Consider the following 15,859-nt stretch of genomic DNA (forward strand, 5'->3'; position numbering starts at 1 on the left):
CGATCGAAAAGCGTTCCATCCAAATCAAAGAAGCATGTCCTTCCATTTCTACATGCTCCTCCTTACCCGCCAATTTTTTCGAAACTCCGTCTTTTTTCCTATTTTCACCATAATATTTTTTTCTCCTGCAACAATACAAGCCCACTAGCCGTCTGAATAGCAGTCAACAAAAACTACATTGCCATTTTGAGGAGGTTAACATGAAAAGAGCACTAGCCGTATTCCTGTCGGTGTTGATGTTCTTAACGGTTATCCCGGTCGTCGGTGCCGCTTCCACCCCTTCGTTCTCAGACGTTCCACGTAGCCATTGGGCATACAAGGAAATTACGGAGATGGCGGCAAAAGGGATCATCAAAGGATACGACAATCGGACATTTAGACCGAATAATGAAGTTACCCGCGCCGAATTTGCAAAAATTATGATCGCAGCAGCAGATGTAGATATAAACAAAAGCTATGTCGACCAAACCTTTAAAGATGTACCGCGTCATCACTGGGCATTTCTGTATGTGGAATACGCCAAGCCTTACTTGACTGGTTACAAATCCGGCTCCACCTACACGTATAAGCCAGATCAAGCGGCAGTACGTGAAGACATTGCTGTCGCATTGGTACGCCTGTTGGGCTACGATCAAAAGTACAAAGCCGACTTGAATCAATTGAAAAAGTTCCGTGATTACGACGATATTTCGTCAGCACTGCGTCCGTATATTGCGATTGCAATCCAAACCGATCTGATGAAAGGATACAATGGCAATTTCCGTCCACAAGATCCAATTACACGTGCGGAAGCTGCTTCTCTGCTCTATCGCGCTATTTTGGATCGCGACGATGATGATGAGATCAAAATTGTTTTCCCTACCCCTGGTCAACCGAAACCACAGCCAGAACCAGAGCGAATCAATATCAGCGACTCCTTCTCTGATTCCAAATTGAAAAACTGGAATACAGACAAAGCGACAGGAAACTGGGAGGTCGCGAGCAAACAAGTGACAGCTGAATCCGATGACGATGATCTGGATCACTACTTCCTGCCATTGAATTGGAACGAGTCTGACAAAGTAAAAAAATACGAATTGAGCGTCGATGTTAATGTCGTAGGTAGTGAAGGTTTAGGAGGCCTTTACTTCAACGGTAAAGACGGAAAAGCCAATGTTGTATTCGTCCAAAAAGATCGTGTTGTTTTAGGAAAAGTGAATGATGTCGAAGATGACGATATTGACATCATTACTTCTAGCTCCTACAAGCTAAAATCCAGCAATCGCTTAAAAGTAGAAGTTAACGAGAACACTGTTTCCATTTATCTGAACGATCAATACTTGTTCGGTCAACAGTATGTGAAACAAGAAGGCACAAAGCTCGGTCTGTACCTGCAAGAAGATGCGACGAAAGGTGCACCTCGCAAAACGACTTACCTAGACAATTTCTCCTTTAAGGAGACCAAATAAAGAACCATATTTTGACCCGACAAGCTATCTTGGCCTGTCGGGTATTTTTCACTCTACTCCATATGCATGTTCTACCAAATGGAAAAAAGATAGCGAAAACGTAGAAATAGACGCATTTCAGATGTTATAATGGTAGCTATTCTTGTCCTGTGAAGGAGCCTTCCTATGTCATTTTCTATTAATCAACCGTTCCGCTGGATGGACTCCGGTACTTACCAGGATAGTCCACTTGAACCTTTAATTCGTGATGAAGCGTTGGCAGCCAGTATGCAACATGAATCAGCAACACCTGTCATTCATCTCTGGGTGTACGATCAGGCGCTGTATCTCGGCCGCAGAGACGCCAAGCTTCCCCATCTCCAGCAGGCCTTGCGCAAGTTCGGTCAAGATGGCTTTGGTTGTGTTCTTCGCTCGTCTGGTGGCGCTTGTGTTCCGCTTGATGCTGGCGTACTCAATATGGCTTGTTTATTGCCCGACACGTCGATTTCCATTGACTCCTTCTTCTCGTTTGTTGCCCAGCTTCTTAATGTGGGCCTGCGTGATTACGGAAAGCTGGAATTCGGAGAAGTGACGGGTTCCTACTGTGCAGGGGAATACGATTTTTCCATTCACGGTAAAAAAATCGGGGGCATGGCACAAAGACGCACGCGACACGGCTCTATTTTGCAATTATGCATTAACGTCGACGATCGACCTCGCGGGGAATGGATGGAGCGCTTTTACCGTCTCGCCGGTCTGGATGAAATGCAGAGTCATAAGCCAATTCCTTCCATCGATGCTTCGACCGTTGGCAGCATTGCAAGTTTGACTGGAAAATTGGCCACCATGGATGATGTAAAAGCACGTCTATTGGAGACAATCCGTTCTGAGTGGGCTGTATCACCTACCCCCTTTTATGTGCAAAATGAGTTAGTGACAGAGTCGAGGCAACATTTGTCGCAGCGATTACACTTATTTTCTTATACCGCAAAAGAACTGGCCGCACCTGACTGGCACTTACCCGAATAACGGGCATTTTACTTGCGTTTGATTCTCCAGGTGCTGCCGGTAAAATTCTGGAGGAATTATGAATAGCAATCGAAAGGGGACGTTTCAGGATCTGAATGCCCTTTTTGTTTTTGGGGCTCTTACTGTCTTGATGATTCACATCCTCAGTTTTTTTCTCGCAAATGAGAAGACGTATCCGTGGAATAGTGATTTGCAAGCCGTTCTAATTATCTTATTAAAATTCGGTCGCTCCTTGTTTATTTTTGCAACGGGAATGTTGCTGTTTTACTGGTATCAAAACCGACAATTGGATTGGCGTGCTTTCTGGAAAAAACGCTGGCGCGCGGTTATTTTGCCTTACGTAATTTGGACAGCCATCTTCACCTATTTTAAACATCAGACCTTTGACCCGGCCGTGCTGGTAGAACCGTTTTTCGATAGTCTGTTTACGGGTAGCTCTTTCTACCACCTGTACTACATTCCGCTTTACTTGCAATTGAGCTTGTTGTTTTGCCTGATTAAACCGTGGATGGAACGGTACTTGAATTTCCGTTGGATCATCGTTCTATTTATTGGACAAGCGGGTTTGTACGTTCTCTACCACTATTTGTTCATTACGCCGTTATGGGCTATTGATTGGGCAGCAAACCCATTCTTGTCCCTCATGAAGCACACTTATGTTTACGGACAGCATTATGTTTTCATGTACGTATTTACTTTTGCACTCGGCGCTTATGCCGGGATGAATGTGGATAAATGGCGAACATGGGTGAAACGACTTCAAATACCTTCTATCGTTGTGATGGCAAGTGCAGCCGTTTGGCTGGCTTACAGCTATCTTTCCGGGTACAAGAGCTATTACGAGAGCATGAATATTTTCGAGCCGCTTTACTTGGTCTACACACTCTGTGTAATCATCAGCTTTTACCCTGTATCCGGTTATCTAGGCAAACTGCCTAAACTCGGTCCATGGCTTGCCCGGTTGGCCAAACAAAATATGGCTATCTATTTGGTCCATCCGTTGATCTTGTTTTTACTGCAGAGCTACGTCATTCATCGACTTGGCTGGTCGACGCCGTCAATGGTTCTCGGCATGTTCGTGATTACACCGCCACTCTGTATTTTCCTTTACGAGTTGACGACGATGTCCTTTTGGTTCAATCGAAAAAAACGGGTGGAGGCCAAACCCATTTTCAAAAATCAAACGTATAAAGCGTAAGGGAGGAACTGGTTTCCTCTAAGCTCCTAATGTAAAAAACAACAGGATCTCGCATACTAGAACTAGGGACGATTGTTCCACACCTCGATTACTTGCCTGGCGTAACTGCCGGGCTTTTTTTGTTTGAAGCCACTCACTCCAAAGCCTTGGCAACGCCAAGTTTTCTAAATGTAGCCCTACCGTTTGTATCTCTCTTACGGTATCATAGAAGGGGACCACAGGCAGTTCTTACTGCTATAGACGACAGAAAGAAAAGGTGGTGGATCTGAATGAATCAAGAGATCCCTTTGTTACATATTCCGATCAAAGACCTCATAATCGCGTCCACAAAGGTCGCACATGTACAGCTAGGAAATTCGCTTGAGCACGCCCTGCTAGTCCTAATCAAGTCAGGCTATTCAGCCGTTCCTGTACTGGATCATCAGTATCGGTTGCATGGGTTAATCAGCACGAATATGATCATGAATAAGACTCTTGGTTTGGAGCGCTTCGAGACTGAGCGTATGTCCGAACATACAGTAGATGATGTGATGGATACGAAGGTCCCTCGATTGCGTGACACCGATGAATTTTTGAAAGCTTTAGAAGTGTCGATAAATCACCCGTTCGTTTGTATTGAAGACGACGAGCACTATTTTCAAGGAATCTTGACTCGAAAATCGATATTGGCTTTGGTATATCGCCACTTTCGCAACCTGCCCTTTCCTTTGGCTGACCAGCAACAGCCGGCAGAATCGTAGGTCACCGTATACGAAAAGACGGGGCATTAAATGCCACCGTCTTTTTCACTTTCTTCTGTATTTCTTCTTAGAGCAATTGGCTCGGTGCTAGAAGCTGATGCTTCCGTTTCTTTTTTTCAGCGAGCAATGTCTGGGCATATTCCAGCGGATGACGGTACGTTTGTTTAAACATCGCCTTCTCTCCTGCTTTGAAAAAAGAATAGCGTTGATCACGCACATTGACTTCGATTAAATACGGATTGCCTCGCTCGTCAATTCCCATATCCATCCCTAAGTCTGCTAATGATGAAAAATGCCGACCGTACTGCTTCGCAATTTCCACCGCCGCTATGCTCACTCTTTCGATAACCGCTTGTTGTTGTTTCACCTCAGGAAAGATGGGGGCCAAAGCTTCCGAAAATGGTACTGCTGTCCCTCCTCGAGAGAGATTGCTCAGCTTGTTTTTCTTATTGGCAACCTTGGCAACCATCCCGCTCACAGTCCACTGTTTCTCTTTGTTTTTCTGTACCGAAACACGAATATCAAACGTTTTTCCTCCATAGTGCGCCAAAGGAATTCCTTGTTGGATCAAAAATCTTTTGTTGCCGACCCAACGTCGCACCGTGGAGAGTAACTGCGAACGAGATAAGATCTGCCGTTTTTTCGATGCAATGAAGTGATAACTGCCTCCGTGCCGTTCAATACGTGCTACGCCAATTCCAACAGATCCAATTGACGGCTTGACGTACACCACCTGGTATTTATCCAAGAACAGACGTAACTGCTCCATGGAATAAGGTATTGTATGCGGCAGATAGCTGCGAATCTGTTCGTTTTTCCAGAGCATCTGATGTACTTTTCTCTTATCCCGTACAACCAAGCCATTGAATACCGTCTTCTTTTGGCTCAATCTTCGAATCACATTCCGCGCTTTTGCATCTCCTGTCAAAACACGATTGTGGATGACTCGCGGGACTGAAACCAGTTGTGAAACAAGTCGGTTTCCGTTCCAAAAATATCCCTTAACGCGTTCATCTCCTGGCCTCACATGCCGCGGATGGAAAAAAACAGGCTCCAATCCAAGCTCTTTACCGATTTCAACGTAATAAGGCAGACGCTCATATGACTTGATGCCATGAATTCCTTTCTCCATAAGGGCCCAATCCAACATTATCCCGATTCTGTCCACGTAGATCCCCCTTGCCACATTGCTCTACATAGGGTATGTGCCAGAAATGGCAAGAGCGTGCCTATTTTTGTACACCTATCAGCGACACGACAAAATATTGCATTTCCATCGGAATGATGTCGGATGCTGCGCTTGCCCGGGAAAGGATCGCGTTGCGTTCTTTCTATTGTCCCCTGCGTTCGATGGCAAGTAAAAATGGCGCTTGGTTTTGCTGATTAATGTATTGGTATTTTAAAACCAAATAATCCAATTGACTTAGCTCGTGGCAAAATGCTTCCACTGCCTCTTTTTCCGTCTCTCCCGCCGGATGCCCCCAATAAATCATGACTGTCATGATTCCGCCTGGTCTGAGTACCCTCAACCCTGATTGAATCGCTTGAATGGTACTGCTCGCTTGTGTAGTGATTTCCTTGTCTCCACCCGGCAAATAGCCCAAATTAAACATGATCGCCGCGGCACTAATCTCCAGCTTGTCAATTTCCTCATGACTGGCGAGCTTCATTTCTACCCTGTTTGCCAGACCTTCTCTCTCGAGTCTCTCGCGCGTTTTCTCGATCGCCTGCGGCTGGATATCGAAGGCGATTACTTTCCCTTCTTCTTGTACCAATTGCGCTAAAAATAAGGTGTCATTTCCATTCCCCATCGTGGCGTCAACAACCGTTTCTCCTGCTTGTACGCGTTCGCGAATTAATTTGCGTGCGACTTCTAATACATTTGGAAACAAAGTCACCTCTCCTCTCTATGTAGACAAATAGCGTTATAAATCAATTTGCAGACCGATGCTCGCCGCATAAACTGGACCTGCGACAAAGGCATTTGCCTCCGCGATTACTTGAGACTCCTCATAGCCGTAAAACAAATGCGTAATTAATAGCGAGCGGCAGGATAGGGATTGTGCCAACTCTGCCGCTTGGCGAACAGACAGGTGCCCATTTGGCTTCACTGGTAAATTGTAATCCAGATAGGTCCCCTCGCAAATAAACAAATCCGCTTGACTGGCAAAGCCCTCCCAACCTGTTCCTGGTCCACTGTCAGCTCCGTATACGAGGACATGTCCCTCTGCTTCCAAACGCATGGCGTAGCATGGATCTCCGTCACCATGGTCTGTCCGTAAAAAAGTGATCAAGACATCCCCAATGGTAACAGACGTTTCTTCGGTGATGGGGGTAAATATTGTCGCATCTCGATACACCAATGTCTGAGCATTAGCCACTGGCAACGCAGGTGCGTAGATCGGAAGCGGCTTGTCAGCAGGTCTTTGACCAAATAACTGATGAACCATCAAACCGTACTGCATGACTCCTACATCCGCAACATGATCATGATGATAGTGGGACAAGAACACGGCATCCAGCTCATAAATGGGCAAATGCTTGCCTAACTGCCCAAGAACACCGCTGCCGCAGTCGAGAAGAATTTTGACTTGGTCTGTCTCGATCAGGTAACCCGGAGTAGCACCTCCTGGGCCAGGATAAGGAGATTGATAGCCTAACACGGTAACGCGCATATTCGGTTCACTTCCTCTCATAGGATGGAGTAAGGTGGGACAGGAGGTCTGAGATGCAAGGAACATGGAGAGCCGCATGGCAGATCGCTTTTACGTATATTGGGACAGTCGTAGGAGCTGGTTTTGCCTCAGGCAAAGAAATTGTAGAGTTCTTTGTTCAATATGGAACACAAGGCTTGGTAGGCATCATTCTTGCGACGACGCTGTTTATTTGGGCCGGTATCCGCGTCATGCTGATTGCCTATCGAATTCAGGCCGATTCCTATCAAGAAGTCAGCACCTATTTATTTGGGCATCCGTTTGGCACTGTATTTAATACCTTGCTTTTAACCGTATTGCTAGGCACTACCTCCGTCATGCTCGCTGCCACCGGTGCGATCTTTTGGGAGTCTTTTCGATTATCTCCCCAAATTGGCATTTGGTTTAGCATGATTTTGATTTTTTTCGTGACGAAAAAAGGGCTGTTTGCCATCCATCACGTGAACAGCATTTTTGTTCCGATGCTCATTGCCTTTACTGTACTTGTCTTCATTTACACGAAGCCATGGTTAGATACGAATGTCGTCGTTGAATCGTTACGGCCTTGGGCGTGGCTTAGTTCTCCCTTTTATTATGTTGCCTTAAATGTCACACTTACACAAGCGGTTTTGATTCCGATGGGCAGACAGAGTCCCAGCGAGAAGCCTCTTATCCTAGGGGGAATCATAGGAGGGTTAGGAATAGGCCTTCTACTCTTGCTCGCTTTCGCCTCTCTGTCTGTAAAAATGCCGGGAATCCATCACGCGGAAATGCCCATGATCGCTGTCCTGCAAGGCTTGGGACCAACTATTCCCTTTTTGTTCTCCCTATTGGTGTACGCCGAAATTTTCTCGACTCTTGTGGCAAACGTATTTGGCCTTGCCCAACAGATTAGACAAGTTATCTCCCTTCGAGGTCCGACTATTTTACTAGGGATTTTGCTCATTTGCTATTTGATCAGTTTTATCGGGTTTAGCTCACTTCTACGTTTCCTATACCCACTCTTTGGTCAATTGGTTGTCTTTTTCCTTGTCATGCTCGTGTACAGGCAGTGGCGCGATCGCATGTAACAAAAAAACCTCTCCCGTTAAGGAGAGGTTTTTCACTCTATCAAACTTAAGCAAATTCTTTAACCAATTTTTCGAAGTCTTCTTCAGACAAACGAATGTCTTGGTTAGCCAAACCTTCTTCTTTGAAGCCATTTACGAGAGCTTCGTAAGGTTTTTGCTCAGTGTTTTGGTAGATCAGACCTGTAATCAGGCCTTTGTGTTGCATGGAAGTAGACATTGCTTTGATACGGTCATGTGGATCGTATCCTTCGATCGTGTCTACTGGTACGATGTTCTCTTTGAACCAGTCGTACGTATTTACCTTGTTGTAGGTTACACAAGGGCTGAATACGTTGATCAAGGAGAAGCCTTCGTGTTGGATACCTTTTTCGATCAGTTCAGTCAAGCCCTTCAGATCGCTGGAGAAGGATTGAGCAACGAATGTCGCACCAACAGACAGCGCCAGTTCAACTGGAGAAATGGAGGACTCGATGGAACCTGCCGGTGTAGACTTAGTCACGAAACCAGTCGCAGAACGCGGGGAGGTTTGACCTTTTGTCAGACCGTAGATTTGGTTATCCATTACGATGTACGTGATGTTCATGTTACGACGGATAGCGTGTACAGTATGGCCCATACCGATCGCGAAACCATCCCCGTCACCACCAGCTGCGATAACTGTCAGCTCGCGATTCGCCATTTTCACACCTTGTGCGATTGGCAGGGAACGTCCGTGAATACCGTGGAAACCATAGCAGTTGATGTAGCCGGAAATACGACCAGAGCAACCGATACCGGAAACAACCGCCAGATTTTCAGGTTCCAGGCCTACGTTCGCTGCGGCGCGTTGAATAGCCGCTTGGATGGAGAAGTCTCCACAGCCTGGGCACCAGTTTGGCTTAACGTTATTTCGAAACTCTTTCATAGTCGCCATGTTTTACCAGCTCCTTCACTTCAGCATAGATTTCCTTCGGCAGGAATGGGTTACCGTCATATTTAAGCACGGATTCGATTTTTTCAGCGTTTCCAACGTGTTGTTTGAGCAAGCTTGTTACTTGCGCTTGGGCGTTGTGCTCTACAACAACAACTTTCTTCGCTTTGTCTACGAGTGCTTTGATTTCTTCAGTTGGGAACGGATGCAGCAAACGAATTTGTGCATGGTTTACTTTGATTCCCTCTTGTTCCAGACGGCCTTTTGCTTCTTGAATCGTACCAATTGTAGAGTTGATACCCACAACCAGGACATCCGCATCAGCGTGAGGAGCATCTGCAGTTACAGCGCCTTTGAAGTTTTTCAGGACGCCTTCCATTTTGCGCATACGTTTATCCATTTGTTGAATACGGTTTGCAGCATTCTCAGATGGACGACCAGTTTGATCATGCTCTACACCAGTTACGTGGTGCAGACCGTATTTTTGACCAGGAATTACACGAGGAGAAACGCCGTCTTCTGTTACTTCATAACGTTTGAACAGGTCGTTTTGCTCTTTTTCTGGCAATTCTTGTCCAGCAAGCAGTTTTCCGCGACGGATTTCTACTTTGCTGTAGTCAAATGGAACAACAGTTTGTTTGCCCAAGGACAGCGTCAAGTCTGTCATCAGGATAACAGGCAGTTGGTATTCTTCCGCAATGTTAAACGCTTCAACTGCATCGTAGAAGCACTCTTCTACTGTGCTTGGCGCGATAACTACTTTTGGAATGTCACCATGCGTACCATAGATCATAGCATTCACATCGGATTGCTCGATTTTAGTAGGCATACCAGTGGATGGGCCACCACGCTGTGTGTTCACGATTACAACAGGTTGTTCCGTGATACCAGCCAGACCAATTGCTTCCATCATCAGGGACAGACCAGGACCTGCAGAAGCAGTCAAGGAACGAGCACCTGCGAAGTTAGCACCGATTGCCATTGTAATAGCAGCAATCTCATCTTCTGTTTGGATAACCGTACCGCCCAATTTAGGCAGCTTTTTAATCAAATATTCCATTACCTCGGAAGCAGGTGTGATCGGGTAAGCTGGCATGAAACGGCAGCCTGCTGCTACAGCACCCAGAGCGATCGCATCGTTACCGATGAGGAACAGTTGTTTTTGTGGGTCAGCCTTTTCCATTTGGAACTCAGGCAGTTGACCACCAGTCAATTCATTTACAAAATCAAAACCGCGGCGAATGGCATCCATGTTCTTTTCAACCACTTTTTCGCCCTTGCGGAGGAACATATCTTCAACGATGGGACGGAAGCTTTCCACTGCAATGCCGAGGATGGCACTGGAAGCACCAATCGACACCATGTTTTTCATCAGGGAAGTTCCCAGCTCATCAGCGATCTCAGTCAGTGGTACAGTGAAGAAGCGAACTGGCTTCAAGCCGTCCGGCAACTTTGGATTAAATTTCGCATCCGCGATAATGATACCGCCTTCACGAAGCTCATGCGCATTGAAATCGATCGTCTCTTGGTCAAACGCTACGAGAATGTCCAGATCGTCAGAGATCGCACGCATAGGCGTTGTGCTCACGCGAATTTTATTGTTCGTGTGTCCACCCTTAATACGGGAAGAGAAGTGACGGTAGCTATACAGATGGTACCCCATCCGGTTCATCGCCATCGAGAAAATCTCACCAGTACTCTCGATGCCCTCCCCTTGCTGTCCTCCAACTTTCCAGGAAAGTTGACTAATCATTCAGATTCCACCCTTTCAGTGACTGTGAGAAAAGCTGCCTATCACACCTTGAAAAGACTGATAAGATGTGACATTTCTGTGCATAGACAGTAACAATTGTAGTCCTGTCCATGTCAAATTGCAAGTGCTTTTACTCAACTTACTTTTGACCTGAATTTTAATGTTGAACTTGGTACATTAATATCCTCATGCTTTATTGTAGCACGTTTCCGAAAACACGCAACCAATTTCCTTGCACAAATTTCAATACTTCCGCCTCTTTATAACGTTTTAACAAAGCTTCTAGTAACTGGGAGTAATCTGCTGCGGATACCATATCTCCAAACGTCTCGGTAATCCCATCGAAATCGGAGCCAAAACCTACGTGGTCTACGCCACCCAATGCGCAGATGTGATCCAAGTGGCGCAACAAGTCGTCGATCCAGACCGTGCGCTTCTCCGATACGGTAAAGAAGTCTAAAAACGTCAAGCCAATCGCGCCATCTTTGGCGATTAACGCTCGAATTTGCTCGTCCGTCAAATTGCGAGAGTGATGACATAGGCTTCTCACGTTTGAATGCGAAGCGATCACGGGTGCTTTCGAGCATTCTAGTACATCCCAGAATCCTGGATCGGCTAAATGCGAAACATCAATAATCATCCCTAGCCGATTCATTTCATCAATGACTTCTCGTCCAAATGAAGTAAGTCCACCTGGATTCGGCTCTCCATTTCCACTCGCTAGAGCATTGCCATGATTCCAGGTCAGTGTCATTCCTCGTACACCAAGCCGATACCACGTACGTAGCTGAACGAGGCTCTCTTCTAATGCATGCGCACCTTCTACAAACAGAATAGCCCCTTTCTGTCCCTTTAATACGCATTCAGCCAAATCTGCCTTTGTAAAAATGGGACGGAATTGATCACCTGCCACCTTTTGATAAAAAATATCGATCATTTCTAGCACAGTATGAAAACGTCGTCCAAACGGCACCTGAGATGGGACGAAACAGGCAAGCACTTGTATGTCTACATTCCCTTTTTCAAGAGCGGTAAAACCAGATTGCAAGAGCTTGTCTTCTTTATAAAAGTCCAGCTCGGGATTCTGCCATAGCTTGCATAATACATCGCAATGCGCATCAAAGATTTTCATATGGAAATGCTCCTTCTCTTCGATAACTTCGGAGGGTCATACTTCTGGACAAACGAAAAAACCTGTTCATTCTTCGAACAAACAGGCAGGTGATGCATTTGCAGTTGTATCATCTGGGTTCTACGATTAGTTTGATTGCAGTTCGCTCTTCTCCATCAATCACGATGTCGGTAAAGGCTGGAATACAAATGAGGTCAACTCCACTCGGCGCTACGAACCCTCGTGCGATTGCTACTGCCTTCACAGCTTGATTAAGCGCCCCAGCACCAATGGCTTGGATCTCAGCCGCTCCTCGTTCACGAAGAACTCCGGCAAGGGCACCAGCAACGGAATTGGGGTTAGACTTTGCTGAAACTTTTAATACTTCCATCCTTTTTGAACCTCCCGTCTGATAGGAATCCTGTCATCATTAGTATGATATTCGCATAACCCCTAAAAATTCCTGCTAACTTGCTTGAAAGATTCAAAAAATTCTAATCTTATTCCCATTATTCCATAAACGGATGGTCAGAGTCAATTCTGATTCGTTCTAGTTTTTTCGCATGGCCTGTCGCTTTATCCAGGGTAATCAGCACCGCATTCAACTGCGCTGGATCTGGCGCTACCTCAAATCGAACAGGGAGCTGCGTCAAAAATTTCTTAATAACAGCTTCGCGTTCCATTCCCAAAATGCCGTTACTTGGGCCGCACATTCCTACATCACACAAAAATCCGGTTCCTTGAGGCAAAATACGTTCATCAGCGGTTTGCACATGGGTATGTGTCCCCACGACCGCTGTTACCTTTCCATCGAGGTACCATGACATTGCTTGCTTCTCGGATGTGGCTTCGGCATGAAAATCTACAAAAATCAGCTTCGTGCGTTTTCGTGCTTGTTCTACGAGCTTGTCAGCCATTTGGAACGGACAGTCGAGAGGTGGCAAGAACGTACGCCCCATCAAATTAATGACGGCTAGTTCCCCTTCAGGTTGTTTGATATATGTAATCCCTTTTCCAGGAGCCCCTTCCGGAAAGTTCGCCGGTCTAATCATCCGCGGCTCATTATCGATAAAATCGAAAATTTCTCTTTGGTCCCACGTATGATTCCCGAGCGTAATCGCGTGAACACCCCACTCGAAAAGCTCCTTGGTAATTTTCTCTGTGATCCCGCGACCATGCGCAGCGTTCTCTCCATTCGCTACGATAAAGGTTGGGTTATATTTTCGTTTCAGTAACGGCAGATATGTTTTCACGATCTCTCTGCCAGGCGAGCCCATAATATCTCCAATGAATAACAACTTCATTACCAAATCACCTCATTGCTAGTATACACAATTCCTCTGCTCATTAGAAAACTTGACTTCGTCAAGCATCTGGTGTGCTACAAAAAAAGTAAAGTGGCACGCAGCCACTTTACTTTGCATACTCAACTGCCCTTGTTTCACGGATAACCGTTACTTTAATATGACCTGGGTAGTCAAGTTCATTTTCAATTCGTTTCGTGATCTCCCGTGCCAGACGGGTAGCTTCCGCATCGTCAATCTTATCAGGTTGAACCATCACGCGAATTTCGCGTCCTGCTTGAATCGCATAAGACTTTTCTACGCCATCGAACGACTCAGAGATTTCTTCCAGTTTCTCCAAACGTCTGATATATGTTTCCAATGTCTCACGGCGTGCACCTGGGCGTGCGGCAGACAGAGCGTCGGCAGCTCCCACGAGCATAGCAATGACGGAAGTTGGTTCGGTATCACCGTGATGAGACGCAATACTGTTCACTACAACGTGATGCTCATTGTACTTCTTAGCCAGTTCTACACCGATTTCCACGTGTGAACCTTCTACTTCATGGTCAATCGCTTTTCCGATATCATGCAGCAAACCTGCACGTTTGGCCAGCTTCACATCTTCTTTCAGTTCTGCCGCCATTAAACCGGCGAGATGTGCCACTTCCATAGAGTGCTTCAGTACGTTTTGACCGTAGCTCGTACGGTAACGCAAGCGTCCGAGAATCTTGATCAGATCTGGATGCAAGCCGTGAACGCCTGTTTCGAACGTTGCTTGCTCACCGTATTCACGGATTCGCTCGTCTACTTCGCGACGCGCTTTTTCCACCATTTCCTCGATGCGAGCTGGGTGAATGCGACCGTCTGCGACCAGTTTATCCAACGCTGTCTTGGCGATTTCCCGACGAATCGGGTCGAAGCCAGACAGGATGACTGCTTCTGGAGTATCGTCAATAATCAGATCGATACCAGTCAACGTCTCCAGGGCACGAATGTTACGTCCTTCCCGTCCGATAATACGTCCCTTCATCTCATCATTTGGCAGCGTAACCACAGAAACGGTTGTTTCTGCTACGTGGTCTGCTGCACAACGTTGAATGGAGGTCGTAATGATCTCACGAGCACGTTTGTCCGCTTCTTCCTTGGCCTGAGTCTCAATCTCCTTGATCATCACAGCCATTTCGTGACGGACGGTATTCTCCACATCTGTGAGAATGATCGTCTTCGCCTCATCCTGCGTCAAGCCGGAGATTCGTTCTAGCTCTGATACTTGTTCTTTATATAAGTGCTCTACCTTGCTTTGCAGTTCTGCGATGGCACGGTCACGCTCAGACAATTCTTCTTCTTTGCGCTCCAACTGTTCCATCTTGCGGTCCAACGATTCTTCTTTTTGTAGAATTCGTCGTTCCTGACGCTGGATCTCATTGCGTCTCTCACGCAATTCGGTTTCCGCTTCGGATCGAAGCTTGAACACTTCATCCTTTGCCTCCAGCACCTTCTCCTTCTTAACGGCTTCGGCGTCCCGTTTGGCTTCCTCCACGATCTGTCGTGCAGCTTCTTCTGCACTGGAGATCTTCGCTTCGGCAATCGATTTACGAGTGAAGTAGCCAGCACCCAAGCCGATCAGCAGGGCAACGAGCACAATGACAACAGTAATTATAGGATCCATAGGCTTTTTCGTTTCACCTCCTTATTGTAAGACATCTCCCCGCTTTCCAAGCATTTGTTTTTCATGGAGTGCTCTCACATTTGAACATTCGGCTAAAAAACAAGACCGATTTTACTCGGTCCGCTGAATCCGTACTGCTTTCGCACGGTTTTTCAGTTGTTTCATAGGCATCGAGTGAGCAAATCACAAAAAGTTATGATACACCAAGTAAATACAAACCTATTTTATTATTTGTGAACAAGAATTGTCAAGATCATGCAAATAGAGTTGGCCCTAACTATCGCTTCTATGACGCAATTCTTCACGCATTTGTTGAATGATCGCATGAGAGAATCCCTTGCGCATCAGCATGGACAGCAGCTTGCGTTCTTCCTCGGGGTTCGGGGCACCCTCTATGCGTCGCGCCTTCTTTTCTATCAATGCGCGGGCAGCATTTAGTTCAGCCTGCCTAGACACGCCACTTACTGCGTCCTCTACAATCGCTCTGTCCACTCCTCGCTGCGTAAGCTCCATACGCAGCATATACGAGCTCCTCGGCTTCAAACGCAACCGCTCGTCTACCCATTGCTTCGCAAATGCTTCATCATCGATATAGCCGTGATCCTTGCAGCGTTGACATATCTCTTCGGCAATTTGCGAAGAAAATCCCTTCTCTACCAAATAAGAATGCAGCTGACTGCTTGTCCGTGGGCGTATACCGAGGTATCGCAAAGCTCCTAAATACGCTTTATGCTTTTCTTCTGCTATTAGGACTTCTCGGCAAAAAGCTTCATCTAATTCTGTTCCCTTAAATAGGTTGTACTTTACCAGTATGTCTTCATGTACGGTAATGGCATACTCGCCTTCTACATCGATATGGTAGCGTTGCTTTTGTTTGATATCTCGATGAACGGCAGTGATCAGGCCGCTCTTCATGATGATTCACTCCTTCGCAAAGCTAAAATAACAGCCTGTCTCATCGACAGGCTGCTGT

General features: G+C 46.2%; 15 protein-coding genes. 5 read left to right on the forward strand and 10 right to left on the reverse strand.

Annotation, left to right across the window (positions count from 1 at the left end; translation table 11 throughout):
- The first annotated feature begins 200 nt into the window (after window positions 1-200).
- The 4 genes from M3630_RS03525 to cbpB all read left to right on the forward strand — a co-directional run bounded on the left by M3630_RS03525 (window position 201) and on the right by cbpB (window position 4,394).
- Complete coding sequence (locus tag M3630_RS03525; protein ID WP_251251259.1) at window positions 201-1,448, forward strand: S-layer homology domain-containing protein; 1,248 nt, start codon at window positions 201-203, stop codon at window positions 1,446-1,448.
- A 165-nt stretch (window positions 1,449-1,613) separates the two neighbouring features.
- Window positions 1,614-2,456 carry a lipoate--protein ligase family protein gene (locus tag M3630_RS03530; protein ID WP_251251260.1) on the forward strand — a complete coding sequence of 281 codons (843 nt, stop codon included), beginning with the start codon at window positions 1,614-1,616 and terminating at the stop codon, window positions 2,454-2,456.
- A 58-nt stretch (window positions 2,457-2,514) separates the two neighbouring features.
- Complete coding sequence (locus M3630_RS03535; RefSeq protein WP_251251261.1) at window positions 2,515-3,654, forward strand: acyltransferase; 1,140 nt, start codon at window positions 2,515-2,517, stop codon at window positions 3,652-3,654.
- Window positions 3,655-3,923: 269 nt separating this feature from the next.
- Window positions 3,924-4,394, forward strand: coding sequence for a cyclic-di-AMP-binding protein CbpB (gene cbpB / locus M3630_RS03540; RefSeq protein WP_173607954.1), 471 nt, complete (start codon window positions 3,924-3,926; stop codon window positions 4,392-4,394).
- Window positions 4,395-4,461: 67 nt separating this feature from the next.
- On the opposite strand, the gene M3630_RS03545 is transcribed toward cbpB, so the two are convergent.
- From M3630_RS03545 to M3630_RS03555, 3 genes are all read right to left on the reverse strand, one after another.
- Window positions 4,462-5,562: a YheC/YheD family endospore coat-associated protein gene (locus M3630_RS03545; RefSeq protein WP_251251262.1), complete on the reverse strand. Its 1,101-nt coding sequence runs from the start codon at window positions 5,560-5,562 to the stop codon at window positions 4,462-4,464.
- Between the two features lie 163 nt (window positions 5,563-5,725).
- Complete coding sequence (mnmM, locus tag M3630_RS03550; RefSeq protein ID WP_047067757.1) at window positions 5,726-6,286, reverse strand: tRNA 5-(aminomethyl)-2-thiouridylate-methyltransferase MnmM; 561 nt, start codon at window positions 6,284-6,286, stop codon at window positions 5,726-5,728.
- Between the two features lie 33 nt (window positions 6,287-6,319).
- Complete coding sequence (locus M3630_RS03555; protein WP_251251263.1) at window positions 6,320-7,069, reverse strand: MBL fold metallo-hydrolase; 750 nt, start codon at window positions 7,067-7,069, stop codon at window positions 6,320-6,322.
- Between the two features lie 53 nt (window positions 7,070-7,122).
- Here M3630_RS03555 and M3630_RS03560 point away from each other — a divergent pair, with 53 nt between their 5' ends.
- Window positions 7,123-8,157 (forward strand): YkvI family membrane protein, encoded by a 1,035-nt coding sequence (locus tag M3630_RS03560; RefSeq protein ID WP_251251264.1) that lies wholly within the window; start codon window positions 7,123-7,125, stop codon window positions 8,155-8,157.
- Between the two features lie 46 nt (window positions 8,158-8,203).
- On the opposite strand, the gene M3630_RS03565 is transcribed toward M3630_RS03560, so the two are convergent.
- The 7 genes from M3630_RS03565 to M3630_RS03595 all read right to left on the reverse strand — a co-directional run bounded on the left by M3630_RS03565 (window position 8,204) and on the right by M3630_RS03595 (window position 15,801).
- Complete coding sequence (locus M3630_RS03565; protein WP_047067761.1) at window positions 8,204-9,070, reverse strand: 2-oxoacid:ferredoxin oxidoreductase subunit beta; 867 nt, start codon at window positions 9,068-9,070, stop codon at window positions 8,204-8,206.
- Entirely contained in the window at window positions 9,042-10,820 is a 1,779-nt protein-coding gene (locus tag M3630_RS03570; RefSeq protein WP_173607958.1) for a 2-oxoacid:acceptor oxidoreductase subunit alpha, read from the reverse strand. The genes M3630_RS03565 and M3630_RS03570 overlap by 29 nt, the downstream gene beginning before the upstream one ends.
- 193 nt (window positions 10,821-11,013) lie before the next feature.
- Complete coding sequence (locus M3630_RS03575; protein ID WP_251251265.1) at window positions 11,014-11,952, reverse strand: dipeptidase; 939 nt, start codon at window positions 11,950-11,952, stop codon at window positions 11,014-11,016.
- 109 nt (window positions 11,953-12,061) lie between these two features.
- A complete protein-coding gene (gene spoVS, locus M3630_RS03580) occupies window positions 12,062-12,322 on the reverse strand; it encodes a stage V sporulation protein SpoVS (protein ID WP_003385776.1) in 261 nt (86 codons plus the stop codon).
- A gap of 118 nt (window positions 12,323-12,440) precedes the next feature.
- Entirely contained in the window at window positions 12,441-13,235 is a 795-nt protein-coding gene (locus M3630_RS03585) for a TIGR00282 family metallophosphoesterase (protein ID WP_251251266.1), read from the reverse strand.
- Window positions 13,236-13,344: 109 nt separating this feature from the next.
- Complete coding sequence (gene rny, locus M3630_RS03590) at window positions 13,345-14,886, reverse strand: ribonuclease Y (RefSeq protein ID WP_173607961.1); 1,542 nt, start codon at window positions 14,884-14,886, stop codon at window positions 13,345-13,347.
- A gap of 273 nt (window positions 14,887-15,159) precedes the next feature.
- On the reverse strand, window positions 15,160-15,801 hold the full coding sequence (locus M3630_RS03595) for a RecX family transcriptional regulator (RefSeq protein WP_251251267.1): 642 nt from the start codon (window positions 15,799-15,801) through the stop codon (window positions 15,160-15,162).
- Window positions 15,802-15,859 lie beyond the last annotated feature (58 nt).

This window comes from Brevibacillus sp. MER 51 (genome assembly GCF_023714195.1).
In the GTDB taxonomy this organism is placed as follows: domain Bacteria; phylum Bacillota; class Bacilli; order Brevibacillales; family Brevibacillaceae; genus Brevibacillus.

Coding starts and splice junctions, on each gene's coding strand:
- M3630_RS03525 (WP_251251259.1), top strand. CDS start 201: ATGAAAAGAGCACTAGCCGTATTCCTGTCGGTGTTGATGTTCTTAACG.
- M3630_RS03530 (WP_251251260.1), top strand. CDS start 1,614: ATGTCATTTTCTATTAATCAACCGTTCCGCTGGATGGACTCCGGTACT.
- M3630_RS03535 (WP_251251261.1), top strand. CDS start 2,515: ATGAATAGCAATCGAAAGGGGACGTTTCAGGATCTGAATGCCCTTTTT.
- cbpB (WP_173607954.1), top strand. CDS start 3,924: ATGAATCAAGAGATCCCTTTGTTACATATTCCGATCAAAGACCTCATA.
- M3630_RS03555 (WP_251251263.1), bottom strand. CDS start 7,069: ATGCGCGTTACCGTGTTAGGCTATCAATCTCCTTATCCTGGCCCAGGA.
- M3630_RS03560 (WP_251251264.1), top strand. CDS start 7,123: ATGCAAGGAACATGGAGAGCCGCATGGCAGATCGCTTTTACGTATATT.
- M3630_RS03565 (WP_047067761.1), bottom strand. CDS start 9,070: ATGGCGACTATGAAAGAGTTTCGAAATAACGTTAAGCCAAACTGGTGC.
- M3630_RS03570 (WP_173607958.1), bottom strand. CDS start 10,820: ATGATTAGTCAACTTTCCTGGAAAGTTGGAGGACAGCAAGGGGAGGGC.
- M3630_RS03575 (WP_251251265.1), bottom strand. CDS start 11,952: ATGAAAATCTTTGATGCGCATTGCGATGTATTATGCAAGCTATGGCAG.
- spoVS (WP_003385776.1), bottom strand. CDS start 12,322: ATGGAAGTATTAAAAGTTTCAGCAAAGTCTAACCCCAATTCCGTTGCT.
- M3630_RS03585 (WP_251251266.1), bottom strand. CDS start 13,235: ATGAAGTTGTTATTCATTGGAGATATTATGGGCTCGCCTGGCAGAGAG.
- rny (WP_173607961.1), bottom strand. CDS start 14,886: ATGGATCCTATAATTACTGTTGTCATTGTGCTCGTTGCCCTGCTGATC.
- M3630_RS03595 (WP_251251267.1), bottom strand. CDS start 15,801: ATGAAGAGCGGCCTGATCACTGCCGTTCATCGAGATATCAAACAAAAG.